19 protein-coding genes, 1 tRNA gene and 1 pseudogene are annotated in these 19089 nt (G+C 39.6%); 7 read left to right on the top strand and 14 right to left on the bottom strand.

The window, feature by feature from the left end:
- Positions 1-543 precede the first annotated feature (543 nt).
- Positions 544-1026: a hypothetical protein gene (locus CYP84_RS06985; RefSeq protein ID WP_103637079.1), complete on the bottom strand. Its 483-nt coding sequence runs from the start codon at positions 1024-1026 to the stop codon at positions 544-546.
- 116 nt (positions 1027-1142) lie between these two features.
- On the opposite strand from CYP84_RS06985, the gene CYP84_RS06980 reads away from it, so the two are divergent.
- Genes CYP84_RS06980 through CYP84_RS06970 form a run of 3 tightly spaced genes read left to right on the top strand, consistent with a single transcriptional unit; the run spans position 1143 to position 4386 of the window.
- Entirely contained in the window at positions 1143-2306 is a 1164-nt protein-coding gene (locus CYP84_RS06980) for a cation:proton antiporter (RefSeq protein ID WP_103637078.1), read from the top strand.
- Positions 2307-2308: 2 nt separating this feature from the next.
- Positions 2309-3586, top strand: a complete 1278-nt coding sequence (locus CYP84_RS06975; protein WP_103610658.1) for a citrate synthase — start codon at positions 2309-2311, stop codon at positions 3584-3586.
- Positions 3583-4386, top strand: coding sequence for a 3'(2'),5'-bisphosphate nucleotidase CysQ family protein (locus CYP84_RS06970; protein ID WP_103637077.1), 804 nt, complete (start codon positions 3583-3585; stop codon positions 4384-4386). The genes CYP84_RS06975 and CYP84_RS06970 overlap by 4 nt, the downstream gene beginning before the upstream one ends.
- 2 nt (positions 4387-4388) lie before the next feature.
- Here CYP84_RS06970 and CYP84_RS06965 read toward each other — a convergent pair whose 3' ends face one another.
- The 8 genes from CYP84_RS06965 to CYP84_RS06930 are packed head-to-tail and all read right to left on the bottom strand — an operon-like array spanning position 4389 to position 10413.
- A complete protein-coding gene (locus CYP84_RS06965; RefSeq protein ID WP_103637076.1) occupies positions 4389-4853 on the bottom strand; it encodes a damage-inducible protein in 465 nt (154 codons plus the stop codon).
- 1 nt (position 4854) lies between these two features.
- A complete protein-coding gene (locus CYP84_RS06960) occupies positions 4855-6411 on the bottom strand; it encodes a class I SAM-dependent methyltransferase (RefSeq protein WP_103637075.1) in 1557 nt (518 codons plus the stop codon).
- A 9-nt stretch (positions 6412-6420) separates the two neighbouring features.
- Positions 6421-6918, bottom strand: a complete 498-nt coding sequence (locus CYP84_RS06955) for a redoxin family protein (RefSeq protein ID WP_103637074.1) — start codon at positions 6916-6918, stop codon at positions 6421-6423.
- Positions 6919-6954: 36 nt separating this feature from the next.
- On the bottom strand, positions 6955-7629 hold the full coding sequence (modB, locus tag CYP84_RS06950) for a molybdate ABC transporter permease subunit (protein WP_103637080.1): 675 nt from the start codon (positions 7627-7629) through the stop codon (positions 6955-6957).
- Positions 7629-8486: a sulfate/molybdate ABC transporter ATP-binding protein gene (locus CYP84_RS06945; RefSeq protein ID WP_103637073.1), complete on the bottom strand. Its 858-nt coding sequence runs from the start codon at positions 8484-8486 to the stop codon at positions 7629-7631. The genes modB and CYP84_RS06945 overlap by 1 nt, the downstream gene beginning before the upstream one ends.
- A gap of 2 nt (positions 8487-8488) precedes the next feature.
- Positions 8489-8878 carry a TOBE domain-containing protein gene (locus CYP84_RS06940; protein ID WP_103637072.1) on the bottom strand — a complete coding sequence of 130 codons (390 nt, stop codon included), beginning with the start codon at positions 8876-8878 and terminating at the stop codon, positions 8489-8491.
- The gene (gene modA / locus CYP84_RS06935; RefSeq protein ID WP_103637071.1) at positions 8875-9630 is read right to left on the bottom strand and encodes a molybdate ABC transporter substrate-binding protein; all 756 of its coding nucleotides are present in this window, start codon (positions 9628-9630) and stop codon (positions 8875-8877) included. Before modA ends, CYP84_RS06940 begins: the two co-directional genes overlap by 4 nt.
- Positions 9631-10413, bottom strand: coding sequence for a TOBE domain-containing protein (locus tag CYP84_RS06930; protein WP_103633998.1), 783 nt, complete (start codon positions 10411-10413; stop codon positions 9631-9633).
- 154 nt (positions 10414-10567) lie between these two features.
- Here CYP84_RS06930 and CYP84_RS06925 point away from each other — a divergent pair, with 154 nt between their 5' ends.
- From CYP84_RS06925 to CYP84_RS06915, 3 genes are read left to right on the top strand one after another with little or no spacing between them, the layout of a single operon-like run.
- A complete protein-coding gene (locus tag CYP84_RS06925) occupies positions 10568-11278 on the top strand; it encodes an MlaA family lipoprotein (protein ID WP_103637070.1) in 711 nt (236 codons plus the stop codon).
- Positions 11279-11280: 2 nt separating this feature from the next.
- Positions 11281-11883: an ABC transporter substrate-binding protein gene (locus CYP84_RS06920; RefSeq protein WP_103575373.1), complete on the top strand. Its 603-nt coding sequence runs from the start codon at positions 11281-11283 to the stop codon at positions 11881-11883.
- A complete protein-coding gene (locus CYP84_RS06915; protein WP_103637069.1) occupies positions 11883-14333 on the top strand; it encodes an efflux RND transporter permease subunit in 2451 nt (816 codons plus the stop codon). The genes CYP84_RS06920 and CYP84_RS06915 overlap by 1 nt, the downstream gene beginning before the upstream one ends.
- 2 nt (positions 14334-14335) lie before the next feature.
- Here CYP84_RS06915 and CYP84_RS06910 read toward each other — a convergent pair whose 3' ends face one another.
- Positions 14336-14911: a BON domain-containing protein gene (locus CYP84_RS06910; RefSeq protein WP_103637068.1), complete on the bottom strand. Its 576-nt coding sequence runs from the start codon at positions 14909-14911 to the stop codon at positions 14336-14338.
- 75 nt (positions 14912-14986) lie between these two features.
- On the opposite strand from CYP84_RS06910, the gene CYP84_RS10785 reads away from it, so the two are divergent.
- Positions 14987-15084: transfer RNA gene (locus tag CYP84_RS10785), tRNA-Sec, on the top strand.
- Positions 15085-15204: 120 nt separating this feature from the next.
- Here CYP84_RS10785 and CYP84_RS06905 read toward each other — a convergent pair.
- The 4 genes and pseudogenes from CYP84_RS06905 to CYP84_RS11385 all read right to left on the bottom strand — a co-directional run.
- A complete protein-coding gene (locus tag CYP84_RS06905; RefSeq protein WP_103637067.1) occupies positions 15205-15549 on the bottom strand; it encodes a hypothetical protein in 345 nt (114 codons plus the stop codon).
- 2 nt (positions 15550-15551) lie between these two features.
- Complete coding sequence (locus CYP84_RS06900; protein ID WP_103637066.1) at positions 15552-16874, bottom strand: NFACT RNA binding domain-containing protein; 1323 nt, start codon at positions 16872-16874, stop codon at positions 15552-15554.
- Positions 16875-16948: 74 nt separating this feature from the next.
- Positions 16949-17473: a methyl-accepting chemotaxis protein gene (locus CYP84_RS11390; protein WP_103575376.1), complete on the bottom strand. Its 525-nt coding sequence runs from the start codon at positions 17471-17473 to the stop codon at positions 16949-16951.
- 762 nt (positions 17474-18235) lie between these two features.
- Positions 18236-18724, bottom strand: a pseudogene (locus CYP84_RS11385) (PDC sensor domain-containing protein); the annotation flags it as partial.
- Positions 18725-19089: the final 365 nt, after the last annotated feature.

Raw genomic sequence — 19089 nt, 5'->3', positions numbered from 1 at the left:
AGCATGCACTTTGAACGTGCGAGGGGTTTGGGGGATTTAAAAAGGGGGATAAGGGGACGGCCTCGTAACTCGAGTCCCCTTGTCACCCTTTTGAATAAAAGAACTTAAAAATAAAGAAAGTCTGTATTTTTAAAAATAGAAATTTACTATCGCGCAAATTTTAAAATTCCATTCACTCGCAAGAATTGACTACTAAAATTTGGCTTCGCTTACAGCTTAGCTCAAATTTTAGAGCCGAAATTACTCGTTCATGAAATTTTAAAATTTACTTGACACTTATCTGTTTAATAAAGCAAACTTGCAAATTTTAAAACTTTACTCACTCGCCTTAGCAGACTACTAAATTTAGGATTCATAGCCACTCGTCACTAAATTTAGAGCCGTGATATGCTCGTTCATAAATTTTAAAATTTGCTAGAACCTTTTTTGTAAAAATTAAATTTTTAGTTCGTAGCGACAAATTTTAAAACTTTCATTCACCCCTAAGAATTGACTACTAAAATTTAACAAAACCCCATGCAGTGCGTCGCCACATGCGCCTCTCTACCTAGCTTCTATCTTTGGCATTTGCAGCATAAAATTTCTAGCTTCGCTTAAAAGTACCGGTTTAAGCGCATCTGCTAAGGTTTTTGGATCGTAAATCCTCTCATACGAAAGCATCATAACTCCATCTTTTTTAAGTAAAAAGTGGATTATTTCTATATTTTTGCTCTTAGTTTCATCTTTTATGAGGGCTAAAATTTGATCATTTTCTTCACTAAAAAGCACGTTTTTATCTTGCTTAAGAGCCCTTTTTAGCTCTTCTAGCTCACTTTTTGTCTTAACATCTTTGTCAAACTTTACTCTAAAAGAGGCAAAGTGCTCGTCCATATTTTCATTTTTTAAAAAGTAAAAACTCTCATTTTTAACCACTTGCTTTTTATAAAATGTGCTACCATCAAATCTAAAACTCTCAACTAAATTTAGCTCGCCTGCCAAAGAAAAGACGCCAAAAAATATCAAAATAAAAAGGCTAAATTTACGCATAAAATTTCACTCCAAATTTCTAAAAATAGCCGCCATTTTGCCCAAATTTTGCTTAGCTTAATCAAAAAATAACAAAGCTTTTTATACAATCAGGCATTTTTATTTTAAGGATCTTTTTGCAGTTACATCAAGCAAGCGAGCTTAGCATCCTTGTCGTTTTGGCACTTATCGTCTTTGCTTCGCCTTATATTTCTAAAATTTTACGCATCCCAGTCGCACCTGCTGAGATACTACTTGGAGCGGTTGCCGGCTACATCGGAGTCGTTGGCGACAACGAGATGTTTAAGCTCATCAGCGAAGTTGGCTTTTTCTTTTTGATGTTTCTAGCTGGCATGGAGATCGATCTTAGGATGCTCATAAACATCGACCGTAAAATTTTGCGCCTTGGGCTCATCTACCTTGCGCTCATCTACGCTCTAGCCACGGCCCTGACGCTAGGACTTGAGCTTAGCCTGCTTTACATCATCATCATCCCGATAATGGCCGTTGGTATGGTATTTACGCTATTTAAGGAGTATGGCAAGCAGCAAGAGTGGCTAAATTTAAGCATGCTAATAGCAACTATTGGCGAGCTTTTAAGCATCACGCTTCTAACATTTACCGCTGCTTACTTGCAGTTTGGAGCGAGCATAAATTTATGGCTAACGATAGGCTATTTGATCCTGTTTTTGGCTATCAGCGTGCTTAGTTTTAAAATTTTGGATGTGCTTTTTTGGTGGTATCCGGGGCTTAAAGTGGTGCTTATGCCACACTACGACAAGGACGAGAAGGACATCAGGCTTTGCATCGCGGTATTTTTCACGATGATAGCCTTGATGCTCTACCTAAATTTAGAGGTCGCCTTTGGTGCGTTTATCGCAGGTATGTTTATCACGACATTTTTTGATCACAAAAAGGACTTGCCACACAAGCTTTCAAGCTTTGGATTTGGCTTTTTAGTGCCGATATTTTTCATCCACATAGGCTCGACTTTCAAGCTTTCAAGCCTAGGGTCTAGCGAAGTGATAAAGGATGCTATTTTTATATTTTTAGCGATGCTTGGCACCAGAGTTGTATCTAGTTTGCTCTTTTTGGGCAAGCTTGGCTTTAGAGGGATATTTTTATTTTCAGTTTCGCAGTCTATGCCGCTCACTCTTTTGATCGCAGTTGCTACTATCGCACACAAATCAGGCGAGATAAGTGACTATTCTTACTCATCTTTCATCCTAGCGAGCCTCGCACAAGCTATAATAGGAGCTATAATCATCAAAATTTTAATGCAATCAAAAAGCAAGGAGTAAAAATGTCATCAAATACAGCCACACTAATCGACAACCGAACTGGCAAGAGCTATGAATTTCCTATCCTAAAAGGCACGATGGGGCCAGATGTCATCGACATATCGACCTTTTTTAGCGATACTGGGATGTTTACTTTTGACAGAGGCTACACCTCAACTGCGATGTGCCGCTCAGCCATAACATACATCGACGGCCTAAAGGGCGAGCTCATGTATAGAGGCTACGACATCGCCTATCTGGCTGAAAATAAGACATTTTTAGACGTTGCCTACCTACTTTTAAACAAAGAGCTACCAACGAGCGAGCAATATGCAAGCTTTAAAGATGAGCTTAAAAAAAGGAGCTTCATACATGAGGGCATGATGAAGCTTTTTGATGCATTTCCAGACAAAGCGCACCCTATGGCGATATTGCAAGCAGCAGTCTCAGCGCTAAGTGCCTTTTACTCAGACCACCTAAATATGGACAAGCCTGAAGAGTATCACGAGATGGCTATGCGTATCATCGCCAAGATCCCAACGATCGCAGCCTTTAGCTACCGCTACTCACGCGGCCTTCCTATCATATATCCAAATTTAGATCGTGGCTTTACTGAAAATTTCCTCTACATGATGAGGGGTTATCCATACGAGCACGTCGATCTTAAGCCTATCGAGATCAAGGCACTTGACACGGTCTTTATGCTCCACGCTGACCACGAGCAAAATGCTTCAACTACGACTGTTAGGACTGTTGGTTCTACGCACGCACACCCATACGCATGTATAAGTGCAGGCATCGGCGCACTTTGGGGCTGGGCTCATGGCGGCGCAAACGAGGGTGTTATCCGCCAGCTTGAAGAGATCGGCTCGGTCGCAAACGTCGATAAATACATCGCTAGAGCAAAGGATAAGAACGATCCATTTAGACTAATGGGCTTTGGTCACAGGGTCTATAAAAACTTCGACCCGCGCGCAAAGGTGCTTAAAAAGATGAGAGATCAGCTGATGGACGAGATCGGCATTAGCTCAGAGCTCATAAAGATCGCCAACCGCATCGAAGAGATCGCGCTAAATGACGACTACTTTGTAAGTAGAAATTTATATCCAAACGTCGACTTTCACTCAGGGCTCATTTTAAAGGCGCTTGGCATACCAAATAATATGTTTGCCGTCATCTTCGTCATCGGTAGGACGCCAGGCTGGATCAGCCAGTGGATCGAGCTAAAAGAGCAAGACACGATAAAGATCGTCCGTCCAAGACAGCTTTACGTCGGAGAGACAAACAGAACACCAAAATGAGCGAGCTTTTAAATTTAGCCATCAAGGCAGCCATCAGCGCTGGGGGTGAGATAATGAAATTTTACTCATCTAATAACCAGGCACTTAAAGTCTGCCTAAAAGATGACAGCTCGCCGCTAACTAGCGCTGATCTAGCGGCAAATGAGGTGATACTAAAAGAGCTAAGTAAAAGTGGGATAAAAATTTGCTCTGAAGAGAGCATCTTGCAAGAGAGTGATAAAGATGAGTTTTGGCTAGTTGATCCCCTTGATGGCACGAAAGAATTTTTAGCTAGAAATGGCGAATTTTGCGTTTGTATAGCGCTTATAAAAGAGGCTAGGTCGGCGCTTGGAGTCATTTTTATCCCAGTTAGCAAAGAGCTTTTTTACGCTGATAAAAACGGCGCTTTTAAAGAAATTTTAGGCGCAAATGATGAGGTCGTAGACAAACAAGATCTAAATGAAAAAGCTAAAAGTTTAAATAACTTCATCTTTTCAAGCAGAAGAGGCGAGACGAAGAGGGCTACGCTTATAAGAGATAGTTTAAATTTAGAGCAAAAATGCATCGGATCTGCCATTAAATTTTGCCGTTTGGCTGAGCTTGGTGGGATATATGTGAGATTTAGCCCTAGCTATCTTTGGGACAACGCTGCAGGCGAGGCGGTAGTGAAATTTAGTGGCGGCAAGGTCTTAAACGCTAGTGACAGACGCGAGCCAAGCTACAAGCTAGCGGATCTAAAAAGCCCATTTTACGTAGCTTTTGGTAAAAATACTTTGAGCTTAGAAGATGAAGTTTTTAAGCTGATAAAGCAGGGTAGATAAGGCTACTTGCACCTTATCTCACCACTCATCTTTAAAAATGCGCTTTCGTTTTGCTCTAAAAATTTATTTGCTGCTTTTAGATCTTGAAATTTATCTTTTAGTCTGATCACTAAAGTGCCACATTTTAGCTCTCTAGCTCGCTCTAAACTGGCATCAAAGCTTTGCGTTAGATCATTTACGCTTTTTATCAAAAGATCGTTTTTGCCTAGCTCTTTTACGCTAAATTTGGCGTGCCTCTCAGCTCTTACTACGCCAAGATAGTTTGCGACTTTAGCGTTACTTATGTAGATAAAAACTCCCTCACGCAAGTTACTGCTAAATGCCACTGCATCATCTTGCTCAAGTATCTTTGCAAGCTCTTCGCCACCGTAGTTCAGGCTGCTTTTAAGATTTAAATTTTTCACACTTGGCTTGCTAGCACAACCTGCCAGAAATATACAAAATATAAGAGCAAGAATTTTTTTCATTTTAAATTTCCTCAAGTAAATAGAGCATGCTAGCTATCTTTGCTGTGCCTACGATGTAGCCCTTTAAGTGAGTGACTAGTTTGTCATTTTTAAGTTCTTTGCCATTTTTATCAGATATTTTTATTCTGTTTTCTTTTATAAATTTTAAACTCTTAGCAGCTATTTCTTCTAAAGTATTTTTACCATCAAGTAGCAAAAATATATAGTAATCAAGCGTACTAAGCTGCTCTGAGAAACCAAATTTGTTTGCAAAGATAATGTCGGCGTTATCTTTGTGGTTTAAAAAGTACTTTATATAGCCAGTTAAATTTGCCTTTAGCCTTGAGTGATTTGGAGCATACTCTATATCTTTTAGCTCATCTTTTACGATCATTGCGCTTGCTGAGTTAGTTAAAAGTCTTACAAAAGCGCTATAAACCATGAGCTTATCTTCTGGCAAAATCTCTAAAATTTGAGAGAGATTTATGCTTGCTGGATACATCTTATAAAATACTTCGCAAAGCCAAGATATATCTTGAGGCATAAGAGCAAATTTATCGTGCCAGCCATCATCTTTTTTTACAAAGTCGGCCACGACGTGAATTTTATTTATATCGCTTGGACCTATTTGTTTATTAGCCACGCTCTCATAAGCCTTAGAATGCACGATGAGACTTTGCCTAAAGACCTTATTGCTAAGTATATCCATAAACTGCTCTAGATCGATCCTGTCTTTAAATTTGTTATCTTTGTAATTATCTACATGCTCTATGCCAAGATCTGGCACAAAAAGGTCTTCAAGTCCGTATTCGCAAAGATAGGCAAGATCGTTTTTAGCTAGCATGGCGTTAAAGTCTTTAAAGTAAAATGGATCGTTTATCTCTTCTAAAAACTCATGTGCTATATAAAAATCATCTTTTTCAAACACTATGTCTATCCAATAAAGTAGCAACTTTGCAGGTATTTTATTTTCATAATTTTCGCCAAGCTTTGTTAGCAAGACCTCTTTATAGACTAAAAGTGCCTCTTTGGCAGCCTTTAGCCTCTCTTCAGTGCTATCTTTGTCCTTTGCAGCAAGCAGCATAAGATCACGTAATATATCCTTTATCTTCCAGCCAGGATAGACATTGTAAGAGATAAACGCCACGCCGTTTTGACTTAAATTTTCTCTTACGACCTTTAAAATAGCATCTTTCACAAAGTCAGGCACCCAGCTAAAGACGCCGTGAGCGATGATGTAGTCAAATTTCTCATCACTTTTAAATTCACAGATATCGCCGTGAATTAGCTCTAAATTTTGTAGTCCTATCTCTTTTACGATCTCTTTACCACGCCTTATTTGTTCGCCGCTAAGGTCGATGCCAACTACTCTTGCATCCTTGTTATTTACGGCAAATGGGATCAAATTTCCACCAAAACTGCAACCTATCTCCAAAACTTTTGCGTTTTTGCAAGGTGGCGGGTTGATGCCAAGAAGTGTGGCGCAAGCCTCTAGTTTATAGGGTGATGACTGCGCAAATGCCGCTGATTTATATGTTAGCTCGTCATAAGACTTTTCGATCTTGCTATTTTTGTCCATCTTCTATCCTTAGTAGTCTTCGTTTTTGATCTTCTCCAACATATTTTTAGCGTCGTTTTCAGGTTCATCAACTATATATGCGCGCCTTATATTGCCACCTTTTATGATAAGTGTTTGACGAAAGTAAAATTTATGCCCATTTGCAGCTGCAAATACAGGCAATTCAAGCGCGCGCTCTAGCATAAACTCGCTATCATTTAAAAACATCACGCCAGTTGCGGTCTCTTCTTCAAATTTCTTCTGAGCCGCGATATCTTGGGAGCCAATAGCTACTACCATAAAGCCAAGATCGTTAAATTCTTTAAGAAGTTTTTTGTAGTTTATCGCTTGCTTGGTGCAGCCCTTCATGCCAGCAGTCTTTTGTAGCTGTTCGCTTAAAAGCTCGAAGTCCTCACCTATCTTTGGATAGATAAAAACTACGCAGTCGTGGGTCCTTGCAAAGGCTGAAAAGTCAAATTCTTTACCGTCTAAAGTCCTTAAATAGATGCTTGTAGGCACTTTTATCATGTTTTGTCCTTTAAAAATTTTATCTATTATATATCTTTAAGCTTTTTTTGAATTTAAGAGATAGACGACAAAAAGAACGAAAAAGCTAATTATTAGCATCAAAAGAGCGTAAATGTGAGCTTTGGTATAGTCAAGCATCTCAACTGCTTCAAATATCGCGATACTAGCGACCTTGCTCTCGCCAGCCACGCTACCACCTATCATCAAAACCACGCCAAACTCGCCCATTGTATGAGCGAAGCTAACAACGATCGCGGTTAGTAAGTTTGATCTGATACTTGGCAAGATGACTCTAAAAATGGTGGTGAGCTTGCTTTTGCCAAGGCTGTAGCTCGCCTCAAAAAGGCTCTTTTTTAGACTATTTAGCCCAGCATAAATGGGCCCAAACATAAATGGCAGCGAGTAGATGCAGCTTGCCACAACAAGGCCAGTGAAGTTAAAAACTAGCCTCACGCCAAAGAGCTCTTCGATAAATTTACCAAAGGCCGAGTAAGGCGAGAGAAAAATGAGCAGATAAAAGCCAAGAACGCTTGGCGGCAGCACCAAAGGCAGCGAGATGATGGACTCTAAAAACGCCTTGCCAAAGAATTTCTTTTGCGACATAAAGTAAGCAAGCCCTACGCAGAAGAAAAATAGGATAAAGGTCGTGATAAAAGAGAGCTTTAGCGAGAGCCAAAATGGCTCGAAATCAATATTTGCTAGCTCGCTCATCATGCTTTTACCAAATTTACGCCAAAGGCTTTTGTGCTAACTATGGCCGTGTCACCAGCTCTTAGCCCACTAGCCTCTGCGCTACTTAGCACGACCTCGCAAATTTGGCGGTTTATTAGCACGCTTGCCACAAAAATGGCATCACACTTTTTGATCTCCAAAACCTTTGCGTTAAATGCAAATTTTTGCGATCCAGCACTTTTTAAAAATATCTCGCTCGCACTGCCAGACCTTGAAATTTTGCCATTTTCAAGGACAAAAACCTTGCTGCAAAGCTTGTAAATTTCAGCTATGTCGTGACTTACTAAGATAACGCTCATCTTAAACTCATCGTGAAGCGCTAGCAAATAGTCTTGCAGCTTCTCGCGCATGGCGTTATCTAGGGCGCTTAGCGGCTCATCAAGCAGTAAAATTTCTGGCTTTCTCATCACCGCACGTGAAAGTGCCACGCGCTGCTTTTGACCGCCTGAGAGTTCGCCTATCTTGGCGTTTTTTAGGCTCTTTAGCTCGCAAATTTCAAGCAGTTTGTTTGCTAAATTTTCATCATTATTTGCAAAGAGCAAATTTTTAAAGACATTCATATTTTCAAAAAGGGCGTAGTCTTGAAACAAAAAGCCGATATTTCGCTTTTGCGGGGCTAAATTTGTCTTTTCATCAAAAAATATCTTATCTCCAACCTTTATGACACCACTTTGTGGGGCTTCAAAGCCAGCGATGAGCCTTAAAATCGTCGTTTTACCTCCGCCACTTGCTCCATAAAGTGCGACAAACTCGCCACTTTCAAAGGCAAGCTCAGCCTCAAGCATAAATTTACCGCCACCGCCATTTAGCTCTTTTTTGCAAGAAATTTCTATCATTTTTAAGCGCTTATGTGGATACTTGTTGATTTTATATAGGCAAAAACCTGCTCGCCTACCGCTAAATTTAGCCCTTTTAGAGCGTGATCCGAGATGATCGCTTCAAAGAAAAACTGCTCACACTTTAGGCTAACTATGCTTAAAATTTCGCCGCGAGTTATGTCAGTAACCTCGCATTTTAGCTCATTTTCAAGCGAACTAGCCTCAAGTCTAAGCTTTGATAGGACGACATCTGAGCTTTTGAAATTTAATCTCACCTCATCATTTAGAGCAAATTTGCTAGCCTCATTTAAGGCTAGCATATATAAATTTGTCCCTAAATTTAGGCACTCAAGCTCAAAAAAGCTGACGCCATCTTTGGATGAAATTTGAACGATCTTTGCTCTTATCATTTAGCTGGGACGTTGTAGCCAAATTTCTTAAAAATTTCTCTTGCTTTTTCGCCCAAGATAAACTCATAAAATGCCTTTGCATCAGCGTTACCATCAGCATGTTTTAAAAGTACGATGCCTTGATCGATCGGAGTGTAGAGCTCTTGAGGAACGAAGATGTAGTTAGTGCCCTCTTTGTATTTTTCCATTTTTTTGTCAAACAATGCACTAGCAGCGATAAATCCAACATCTGAAGCACTTAGTGCCTGAGAAAGTGTCTCAGAAATTTTTTGAGCGTAGACGATGTTTTTCTCTACTTCGTCATAAAGTTTTGCATTCTTAAGAGCCTCGATACTAGCCTTGCCGTAAGGTGCGGTCTCTGGATTTGCTATTGAGATCGCTTTTAAGCCGCGAACCACTTCGATGCCTTTTTTAAAATCCACGTTTCTTATAGAAAATATCGCCAAAGCGCCTTGTGCATAAACTTTTGGAGCAGCCACTGCAAAGCCTGTGTCGTAGGCCTTTTGCGCAAAGCCCATATCAGCAGCCATGAAGATATCAGCTGGAGCTGAGTTTTGTATCTGCGTGACAAGACCACCGCTTGCACCAAGAGTTAGGTTGATCTTAGCGTCTGGGTGAAGCTTGTTAAACTCTTTTATGAGCTCTGGAAACGCATAAGTCGTGTTTGCTGCGGCATATACATTTACCTCTGCGCCAAGTGCGTTTATGGCAAGCAGAGCTGCCACACATAGAAATTTAAAAACCTTTTTCATTTATACTCCTATTATGATTTGAGATGATTTTACTATTGCTAAAAGCGTGTCACCAACGCCTATTTGCATATCCATCGCGCTATCTTTTGTGATGATGGCAGTTAAGGTCTGCTCGTCGCTTAGTTTTAGCGTGACCTCGGCATTTACAGCGCCTATCTTAGCCTCGATGACCTCACCTTTTAGCTGATTTTTAGTGCTTATTTTTATATCAAGATCTTTTGCGAGAATGACTGCTGGTGCTTTAAAGATGAAAACTACCTTTTGACCCACTTTTAGGCCTAAATTTTTCTCGCTCTCAACTGTTATGGTCGCTTCAAGCGTGTTGCCATTGCTTAGCTTTGCGGTGATCTCAGAATTTACAGCACCTCTATTTATACTGACGATCTCGCATGAGAGCTGATTTCTAGCGCTTAAATTCATACTCATCCTTTGTAAATTTATGATATCGACATCTTCAAAATCAACCTTTTGACAAATTTTTTGCAAAAAATCCTTTTGTGTCTCGAGGATAGCGTCGTAAATTTTTATCAGTTTTTTGGCGTATGGGCTAAGCTCTGAGCCGCTATTTTTCTTGTTGCCGTCGGCTCTTATGATGAGAGGCTTGCTGCTTTTGTTATTTATCGTATCTAAGCAGTCCCAAGCGTTTTTGTATGATATACCGACAACCTCAGCCGCTTTTGTGATGCTTTTTGTCTCTTTTATCGCCTTAAGTAGCGCTATATGCTTTGCTAAAACCTGCGTATCTTCGCCCAGAAATAGCTCTAAATTTATATCTGCTTTCAAATTTTTAACCTCTAAATATATAATAATAATTTGCAAAGTATATCTAATTATATTAATACAAAAGCTTAAAATTACAAATTTTCTTTAACTTTTTGTAAAGTTTCAAGAGGATAAAATCAAGCTGTATTTTGTAAATAAATTTTAAGGTTTTATGATGAAATTTTTGCTCGCTATCTTTTGTAGCCTGCTTTTAGCCTGTGCTAGCACTGATCTGAACGCAAACAGTGAAAAAGATGATTTTGATGTTGAGTTTGAAGCAAAAAAAGATGTGTTTGACCCGCTTAGTGGCTATAACAGAGTGATGACAAATGTAAATGACTTTATCTACATAAACATGCTAACTCCAGTGGCAAAAGGCTACGCTTATGTCGTGCCAGCCACAGCTAGAACGATGGTTGCAAATTTCTTTGACAACCTCCTTTTCCCAGTGCGTTTTGTAAATAACTTGCTTCAGTTTAAATTTCAAAACGCTGGCGAAGAGACTTTGCGCTTTTTGGCAAACACGATAATTGGCTTTGGAGGGCTAACGGACGGGGCAAAATACTATGATCTAAAGGCTCACAACGAGGACTTTGGACAAACCCTTGGTTACTGGGGGCTAGGAAGCGGTTTTCACATCGTTTGGCCTTTGCTTGGACCATCAAATTTAAGAGATACTGGCGGCTTGGTTGGAGACTATTTTGCTGATCCTATCAGCTACATTGATCCTATGCTTTTATCGGCTGGCATCAAGTCATATAGGGCGTTTAACAGCTTTTCACAAGATCCAACTGCTTATGAAAAACTAAGAAAAGACGCGATCGATCTATATCCATTTTTACGCGATGCTTACGAGCAAAGACGCGATAAACTTATCAAGGAGTAAGTATGAAAATTTTTAAAGCTTTTGCGGCGATTTTACTTTTAGCAACTAGCCTTTTTGCCCTCTCAAAAGAGCAGATAAAGCCTGAGATAGAGGCAAAGACAACAAAGGTGATTGAAATTTTAAAAAATACAAATTTAGATAACAATGCAAAGACAAAAGAGATTTTTGCTCTGCTTGATCCGCTATTTGACTACAAACAAATGGCAAAGATCAGCCTTGGCAAACGCTACAACAGCCTAAGTGTCGATGAGCAAGCTAAATTTGACGCTGCATTTGAGCAAAAGCTAAAAAGCTCATACATAGACAAACTCTTAGGCTACAAAGACCAACAGATCCACATCACTGGAGAGAGTGAGCCTCAAAAAAATAGATACTGGCTCACATCAGAGCTTCTAAATGACGGCAAAAACTATGAATTTGTCTATAAATTTTACGATGCAAAAGAGCGTGGCTGGCTCATTTACGACCTTGATATCGTTGGTGTGAGCATTATTCAAACTTATAGAAGTCAGTTTGGTGACGTGCTAAACAATGCTGATTTCAACACGCTTTTACAAAAACTAAACGAAGCGGTTTTGCCTGATCAAAACAAAACTAATCCTTAATGCGACAAATTTTTAAATTTATCATTGCCAAAAACAAGCTTGTTATCTCGCTTGTGCTAGTTCTAAGCGTAGTTTTTGGCTACCTTAGCACAAAACTTAGCATCGATGCTTCGGCTGAGACCTTACTGCTTGAGCATGACCCAGATCTAAAAGCCTATAGGCAGATCGCAAAGCGCTACGACTCGCCAGGGCTTTTGGTGGTCGCTTTCACCCCAAAAGATGATCTTTTTTCACCTAAAAATTTAGAGCTTATTAAAAATTTAAGTGACGAGCTAGCCAAAAACGATATGGTTAGCAGCGTTATCTCTATCTTAAACGTGCCACTTCTAAATAGCGTAAAAGGTGGCGTTACAGGCATCTTGGATCACACTCCAACACTAAGCGATAAAGATATAAATATCTCAAAAGCAAAGCTTGAGTTTGCAAAAAGTCCTATTTATAGCGGAAATTTGATAAGCAAAGATCTAAAAACCACGGCGATCGCGCTAAATTTAAAGCAAGATGAGAAATTTAATGAGCTTTTAAATGAGCGAAATTTACTTAGTCAAAAAGAGTCAAACGGCACTATCACACAGGCTGAAAAAGAGAAATTTAAAGCGCTTGTAACGGAGTTTAAAGCCTACCGAGATGAGCTTAGAAAGAGCGATCACAAAAACCTTGAAGCCATCAAGGCAACTATCGCTAAATTTAACGCAAATGACGAGCTCTTTTTGGGCGGCGCAAATATGATCGCTGATGATATGATAGGCTTTATAAAGAGCGATCTTTTGGTTTATGGACTAAGCGTTTTAGCACTTCTTAGCTTTAGCTTGTGGCTATTTTTCAGACAGGTTAGATGGATCATCTTACCGATGTTTATCTGCGCGGTAAGTGCCATTTTTACGACTGGAATTTTTGGTATGTTTGGCTGGGAAGTGACGGTCATTAGCTCAAACTACATAGCACTTCAGCTAATTATCACCATTTCAACAGTCATCCACCTAGTCGTTAGCTATAGAGAATTTTACGCAAGACATCCAAAATACAGCCAAAATCAGCTAATTTATCTGACACTTCGTGACAAATTTTCTCCATCTTTTTGGGCGATATTTACGACAGTCATTGGCTTTAGCTCACTAATGAGTGCCGATATAAAGCCAGTTATCATGCTTGGCATTATGATGAGTGCTGGCATTAGCGTTTCACTCGTGCTTGCATTTTTGCTATTTGGCTCGGTAAATGCAAATTTAAAGAAGCTTGCCCCTGTTAGGACATTTGAAAATAGCTTTAAATTTACAAAATACTGCGCAAATTTAGCCCTAAACTCAAGAAAGATCATCTACGCAGTTTGCGTGCTTGTTGTCTGCTTTGGCGTTTATGGCATCAGTAAGATAAAGGTCGAAAACAGCTTCATTGGCTACTTTAAAGAGAGCACGCAGATCCGCCAAGGCATGCAGGTCATCGACACAAAGCTTGGTGGCACGATTCCAGTTGATGTGATAGTGAAATTTAAAGAGAGCGAGCCAAAACAAGAAAAAAGTGATGAGAAAGATGACTTTGAAAGCGAGTTTGAAAACGACGCAAAGAGCGCAAAATACTGGTTTAACAGCTACCACACAAGAGTTGCAGAAAAAATCCACGACTATCTAAAAGAGCAAAATTTTGTAGGCAATGTAAGCTCTCTTGCAACGCTTATAAAGGCGATAAAAGAGCTAAATAACGGCGTTAGTGATGACTTTTTACTTGCTGCGATGTATGAGAAGCTACCACTTGAGTATAAAAAGATCTTGCTAAGTCCTTACGTGAGCGTCGAAAATGACGAGCTTAGATTTAGCCTAAGGATCGTTGATAGCGATCCAAAGCTTAGACGAAATTTATTTCTAAAAGAGCTTAGAGAAGGGCTTTTAGAACTAACTAAAAACGATAACGTAAGCATAGAAGTTGTCGGTATGATGGTGCTTTATAACAACATGCTTCAAAATTTACTTAGCTCGCAGGTTGATACATTTGGACTAACAGTTGCGATACTTTTTGTTATATTTTGCTTTGTTTTTAGAAGTATCAAGCTAGCAACCATCGCCATTGTTTCAAATTTGATCCCGCTTTGCACGCTATTTGGTGTGATGGGATTTTTTGGCATACCGCTTGACGTGATGAGCATTACGATTGCTGCCATTAGTATAGGCATAGGCGTTGATGATATCATCCACTACATCTACCGCTTCAAAGAGGAGTTGCTTACAAAGGACGTTTTTGAAAGCATTAAGGCTGCACACGCTAGCATCGGATACGCTATGTATTACACCTCATTTACCATTTTTCTTGGCTTTAGCGTCATGATAACTAGCAACTTTATACCGACTATTTATTTTGGCTTGTTAACTGATCTTGTTATGGTCTTTATGCTGCTTGGTGCGCTCATCATCTTGCCAAGTTTGATAGCAAGCTTTGTGAAAAAGCGCGAGGTATAAATTTATTTGATAATTTTGATGAATGAATAGACATCAGCCACGCCATCAATGTGCTTAGCGTACCAAATGGCGTGCTTTTCTTGTTCGATGCTATCTACCACACCGCTAAAAACAACGTCACAGCCAACGATGCTAACACGCACATTTGTGCCCTCAACGACGCTATCTTTAAAGAAATTTTGCTTTAAATTTGCAAGTATGCTTAGACTATCGCACGGATACTCGCTCTTTTTTACTCTAAGATAAGTGTAAATTTTTCGCACGCCGTCTGTACTTTTGGCAAGCTCAACTAGCTTACCTTCAAGCTCTTTGCTATCAACAAGCCCTATGAGATAGGCGTCGCCGTAAAAAACCTCTATCTCGATGTCGATGTTGCTAAGTCCTTTTGAAAACAAAATTTTGCTTTGTAGCTTGCTTTGGATAAATTTATCACGAGAGATCGAGTAGATGCCGCGTTTATCGCGAGAAATGGAGTATGCGTCATATACATTTAGCGGTGCTGTTGCTGGGGTGAGGACTGATGAGCAAGAGCAAAAAAATAAGACCAAAAATGCAAAAACGCTAAATTTAGAAATCATAAATCCTTTTGTAATTTTAAAAAGTTTATAGAAAATGGGCTAAAATTTATCTAAATCTGCTAAAATAACACGCACGGAGGATAAAGTAATCTGGTGATGCTCACGGGCTTCAAACCCGATGACTGGGCGGTTGACCGTCTGGTGGGGAGTTCGATTCTCTCATCCTCTCGCCACTTTTACTTCTTTAATTTCTACTTTTTAAATTATATGTTTTATGATTTTAGGCGCAGCTAGCTAGTAAATTTTAAAAATAATGGTTGCAAATTTAAACCATGGTCTTTAAAATTAAAAGTTTAAATTTTTATATCCAAAACGTGCGGTTCTTCGCTCTCTTCTTCGCTATCAAGCTCGTCTTCTAAATAATTCTCTTCATCTTTGGCTTTTGCGTTTTGCTCTTCATTCTCAAACTCGCTCGCCTCTTCTTCGCTCTTTTGACGCTCGTGCTCTTTTTCAGGATCAAGTTTATATGACTCCTCCATCGGACGCACCTCTTTGATCTCCTCGTTTTGCTGGGTGGCTAGCTCAGATGCCATTAGCGCTTGCATGTCAAAGCGTGCTTGCTGGTTTGCATGCACCTGCGAGACGACTGGGGCGTTTTGGTTGATGAAGTTGCTGTTTCCTAAAGGTGTTACCGCCATTTTTAGCCTTTATTTATGATGATCGTTTTGTAGTTTGTGTAAGTGACATTTGCGCCATTTTCACGCCTTAAATTTTCACGTTTGGTGTAATCCACCTCGTATCTACCAGCCCCTTTTACGCTAAATTCCACGCAAAATTTAGCAGCCATTTCTAGCACGTCCTCAGGCACTTTGCTTTTGTTTGTTTTTATGATGACGTGAGCGCTTGGGACGTCTTTTAGATGAAGCCAGATGTCGTCTTTTTTAGCAAGATCAAGTAAATTTATATTGCCTTTTTCGTTTCTGCCAACTAAGATTTTAAACTCTCTAACGTAGAAAATTTCAGCATTTTCGCTCACATCTTTTATCTGGCGCTCTCTTTGTTTTGCCTTGTTTTTTGGGCTTAAAATTTCAAACTCGTAAGCGCTATTTGCCTCTTTTAAAAGTGACTTTAGACCTTCTAAAAACTCGATCTTTTCACTTAAATTTCTCTTTTCTATCTCCACACCAAGGGCTTTTGCCCGAAGTTTTTTTGATCTTGCATAAAATTCATTTGCGCTATTTTTTGGCGTATCGCTAAGAGTTAGTTTTATCTCGTTGCCATCAAAATCGTTAAGACAAATTTCTCTCTCATAGCCCTTAAAATTTGCCAAATTTGCAAGCAAAAGCGTGCCGTAGTTTGCAAACCCCTCGCTCTTTTTCATAAGCTCATCTTTATCTTCAAGCGAGTTTAAAATTTCCCTCATACTATCTATCTTTTTTTGCACGCTAGCAAGCTTTGCCTCTTTTAGTCCAGCTATCCTTGCTTCATTTATCCTAGCTGCTTCGTTTCTAAAAAATGCCTCAAAGTCCGTTATAGGCTCGCACGGCTTTTCTTTTATAGCGATGGCTGGAAGTTCTTTTAAGACCTCGCCAGTTTCTATCTTGCGGTAGCTATTGTCGATATGCCTTAGCGCCTCGATGATGACGTTGTTTTCATCGGTTATCACGGCGTTTGTAAAGCGACCTGTAAATTCAAGATAGAGGATGAAATTTTCGCTTTTATATGAGCCGCTTTGTGTGCAGGTAAATTTTAAAATTCTATTGTCTTTTAGGCACTCGACGCTTTTTATGTGCGAGGCGTTAAAGCGCTTTTTTAGGACGTTGTCAAAGGGCGCTTGATAAATTTTCGCCTCTTTTAGCTCATCATCTTTATAGATCGCAGAGTTTGACTTATTTAGATCAAAGATGATCTTTTCACCGCTAAATTCGATAAGTATAGCCATGTCGCTTACGCGCTTTGCTTGGCTTATCTTTTTAAATTTTGATAGATAATCTGCTATTTGAACTAAATGTGCGTACTTCATGCGGGGATTATATCAGAAATGTTGCAAAAATGTTTTAACAAAAGGCCCTAGCTGGTTTGCTAGGACCAAAATCTCTAAAATTTGTTTTTAGCGACCTCTTTTACGATCTGATCAGCTATCTCATCGACCTCGTTTGTGGCCTTGTTTGTTTGATTTGCCACTTCAAGATTTTCTTTTGTTAGGTTGTCGATGTCGGCAACTAGCGTGTTTATCTGAGCGATCGCTATGGTTTGCTCATTTATCGCCGCACTCATGTCGTCGATGTTTTGCGTTAGGATATTTGCATTCGCCTCGATCTCACCAAGGCTCTTTTGAGTGCGCTCGGCTAAATTTCTAACCTCATCAGCCACCACCGCAAAGCCCCTGCCATGCTCGCCCGCACGTGCTGCTTCAATGGCAGCGTTAAGAGCTAGTAAATTTGTCTGATCGGCGATGTCGTGGATGATGGTGATGATATTTTTTATCTCCTCAGACTGCCTTTTGACATCGTCTGATCTTGCATTTACCTGCCTCATAGATGCACTCATTTGCTCAACCGCAGCCGCACCCTCAGAGAGCGAAGTCGCACTCTTGTTTGCCTTAGTGGTAAGCTCCTGCATGTAGCCTTTTAGCGCCTTTGCGCGGTCTTCTAGCAGTTTTGCGATCTCTTCGTTATTTTTTAACATCTGCGCGATCTTATCGCCAAGTGCGTCGATACCTTTTGCGATGACGCCCTCGTCGTTTATCCTGGCAGTAAAGTCGTTTTTAAAGTAAATTTCTAGCGCTTTTAAGATGTCATGCTCATTTGAAGCGATATTTGTCTTTAGTGCGTCACGTAGCTCGCCAAATGCCTCTTTTAGCTTAAGCAGAGCTTGGCTATTTGTCGTCGCTTCAAGCGTCGCTCTAAAGTCGCCACCTTTTATCTTGCTCACAAATTCTTGCGTTTTAGCTAGAAATTCGCGCTCGCTATTTAAATTCTCTTTTGTGCTTTCTATATTTTCATTGATGATACTAGCCATAACGCCTAGCTCGTCGCTGGTTTTTAGCTTGATAGGTTCGACGTTTGAAGTTTTGTTGTTTATAAATTTAAAGACCTCGATTAGCCCATTTTGTATCGTTAGAACTGGTCTTAAGAAGTATCTAACGACCACGATGATAGCGATGATGACTGAGATCAAAAATAGACTAAACATCAAAATTTGCTTGTTTGAAGCGCTTTTTATTTCAGCTACAAACTCATCAGCATCAGCCACGACACAGACGTTCCAGCCTGTTAGCTTTTGGTTTTGGCAGTAGATGACGTTTCTCATGCCTTTATAGAAAAACAGTGAGACCTTGTCGCCATCTATGCTCTTTTTCATATTTTCTTTGATAAGGTTTTTATAGGTTTCATCTTCTTTTGAGACCAAATTTATATCAGGATGAACTATCACTCTGCCAGCATCATCAGCGATTATGATGTTTGAAGTTTTAGTTGTTTTTATCTCTAAAAGCTCCTGGCTAAAGCCGTTTAAGAAGATATTTGCGCCAATTACCGCTACAAGCTGATGGTTGCCATCAAAGATAGGAGCGTAGGCGGTGATAGTTAAATTTTTAGATGAAACATCGACGTATGGCTCTGAAAATCCAGGCTTTCCGCTGCTGCTTGCACCCTGAAACCAAGCCCTCGTGCGACCATCAAAATTTGGTATCAAAAATGGCTCGTTATTTTTTGTAAGGTCGGTTTTTATGACGTTGCCATTGTCTGCGTATCCCACAAATAGCGCATCAAATGGCGAAATGATAAAAGCACCCTTTAGCGCCTCGGCTATATCGTCCCTGTTGGCGTAGAGCTTTTTATCTTCAAGCTCTTTTGCGAAGGTTTGTACCATGTGAAGTCTTAACTTTAAAAACTCATCGACAAAGTACATCGTCGATTTTAGTCCAGTTTTACGCAAATTGTTGTAAGACTGAATTTTTTCCGATTTGGAATTTGAGTAGTTTATGCTAAAAAATATGCCTATGCCTATTAGCATCCAAGCTGTCAGCAAAAAGGCTATCTTGTTAGACAAGCTAGAAAAGAGTTTTTTCATCTTAAATCCTTTTAAAATTTTCGGCGTATTTTATAATAAAAGTTAAATAATATCTCTTAATTTTTATTTTTAAGAAAAAATGGCAAAAAGTAGCTAAATAACGTTTGTTATGATAAATTTTGCTAAATTTTATTAATTTAATTATCCAAAGTAATAAACAAAGC

The organism is Campylobacter concisus (assembly GCF_002912425.1).
GTDB classification, from domain to species: Bacteria; Campylobacterota; Campylobacteria; order Campylobacterales; family Campylobacteraceae; genus Campylobacter_A; species Campylobacter_A concisus_AH.
Note: the sequence above shows the minus strand (reverse complement) of the source record. Positions and strands in the feature narration are given on the sequence as shown.

What these genes read in the sequence shown, in the direction of transcription:
- CYP84_RS06985 (WP_103637079.1), bottom strand. Translation starts at nt 1,026, where the DNA reads ATGCGTAAATTTAGCCTTTTTATTTTGATATTTTTTGGCGTCTTTTCT.
- CYP84_RS06975 (WP_103610658.1), top strand. Translation starts at nt 2,309, where the DNA reads ATGTCATCAAATACAGCCACACTAATCGACAACCGAACTGGCAAGAGC.
- CYP84_RS06970 (WP_103637077.1), top strand. Translation starts at nt 3,583, where the DNA reads ATGAGCGAGCTTTTAAATTTAGCCATCAAGGCAGCCATCAGCGCTGGG.
- CYP84_RS06965 (WP_103637076.1), bottom strand. Translation starts at nt 4,853, where the DNA reads ATGAAAAAAATTCTTGCTCTTATATTTTGTATATTTCTGGCAGGTTGT.
- CYP84_RS06960 (WP_103637075.1), bottom strand. Translation starts at nt 6,411, where the DNA reads ATGGACAAAAATAGCAAGATCGAAAAGTCTTATGACGAGCTAACATAT.
- CYP84_RS06955 (WP_103637074.1), bottom strand. Translation starts at nt 6,918, where the DNA reads ATGATAAAAGTGCCTACAAGCATCTATTTAAGGACTTTAGACGGTAAA.
- modB (WP_103637080.1), bottom strand. Translation starts at nt 7,629, where the DNA reads ATGAGCGAGCTAGCAAATATTGATTTCGAGCCATTTTGGCTCTCGCTA.
- CYP84_RS06945 (WP_103637073.1), bottom strand. Translation starts at nt 8,486, where the DNA reads ATGATAGAAATTTCTTGCAAAAAAGAGCTAAATGGCGGTGGCGGTAAA.
- CYP84_RS06940 (WP_103637072.1), bottom strand. Translation starts at nt 8,878, where the DNA reads ATGATAAGAGCAAAGATCGTTCAAATTTCATCCAAAGATGGCGTCAGC.
- modA (WP_103637071.1), bottom strand. Translation starts at nt 9,630, where the DNA reads ATGAAAAAGGTTTTTAAATTTCTATGTGTGGCAGCTCTGCTTGCCATA.
- CYP84_RS06925 (WP_103637070.1), top strand. Translation starts at nt 10,568, where the DNA reads ATGAAATTTTTGCTCGCTATCTTTTGTAGCCTGCTTTTAGCCTGTGCT.
- CYP84_RS06920 (WP_103575373.1), top strand. Translation starts at nt 11,281, where the DNA reads ATGAAAATTTTTAAAGCTTTTGCGGCGATTTTACTTTTAGCAACTAGC.
- CYP84_RS06915 (WP_103637069.1), top strand. Translation starts at nt 11,883, where the DNA reads ATGCGACAAATTTTTAAATTTATCATTGCCAAAAACAAGCTTGTTATC.
- CYP84_RS06910 (WP_103637068.1), bottom strand. Translation starts at nt 14,911, where the DNA reads ATGATTTCTAAATTTAGCGTTTTTGCATTTTTGGTCTTATTTTTTTGC.
- CYP84_RS06905 (WP_103637067.1), bottom strand. Translation starts at nt 15,549, where the DNA reads ATGGCGGTAACACCTTTAGGAAACAGCAACTTCATCAACCAAAACGCC.
- CYP84_RS06900 (WP_103637066.1), bottom strand. Translation starts at nt 16,874, where the DNA reads ATGAAGTACGCACATTTAGTTCAAATAGCAGATTATCTATCAAAATTT.
- CYP84_RS11390 (WP_103575376.1), bottom strand. Translation starts at nt 17,473, where the DNA reads ATGCAGGAGCTTACCACTAAGGCAAACAAGAGTGCGACTTCGCTCTCT.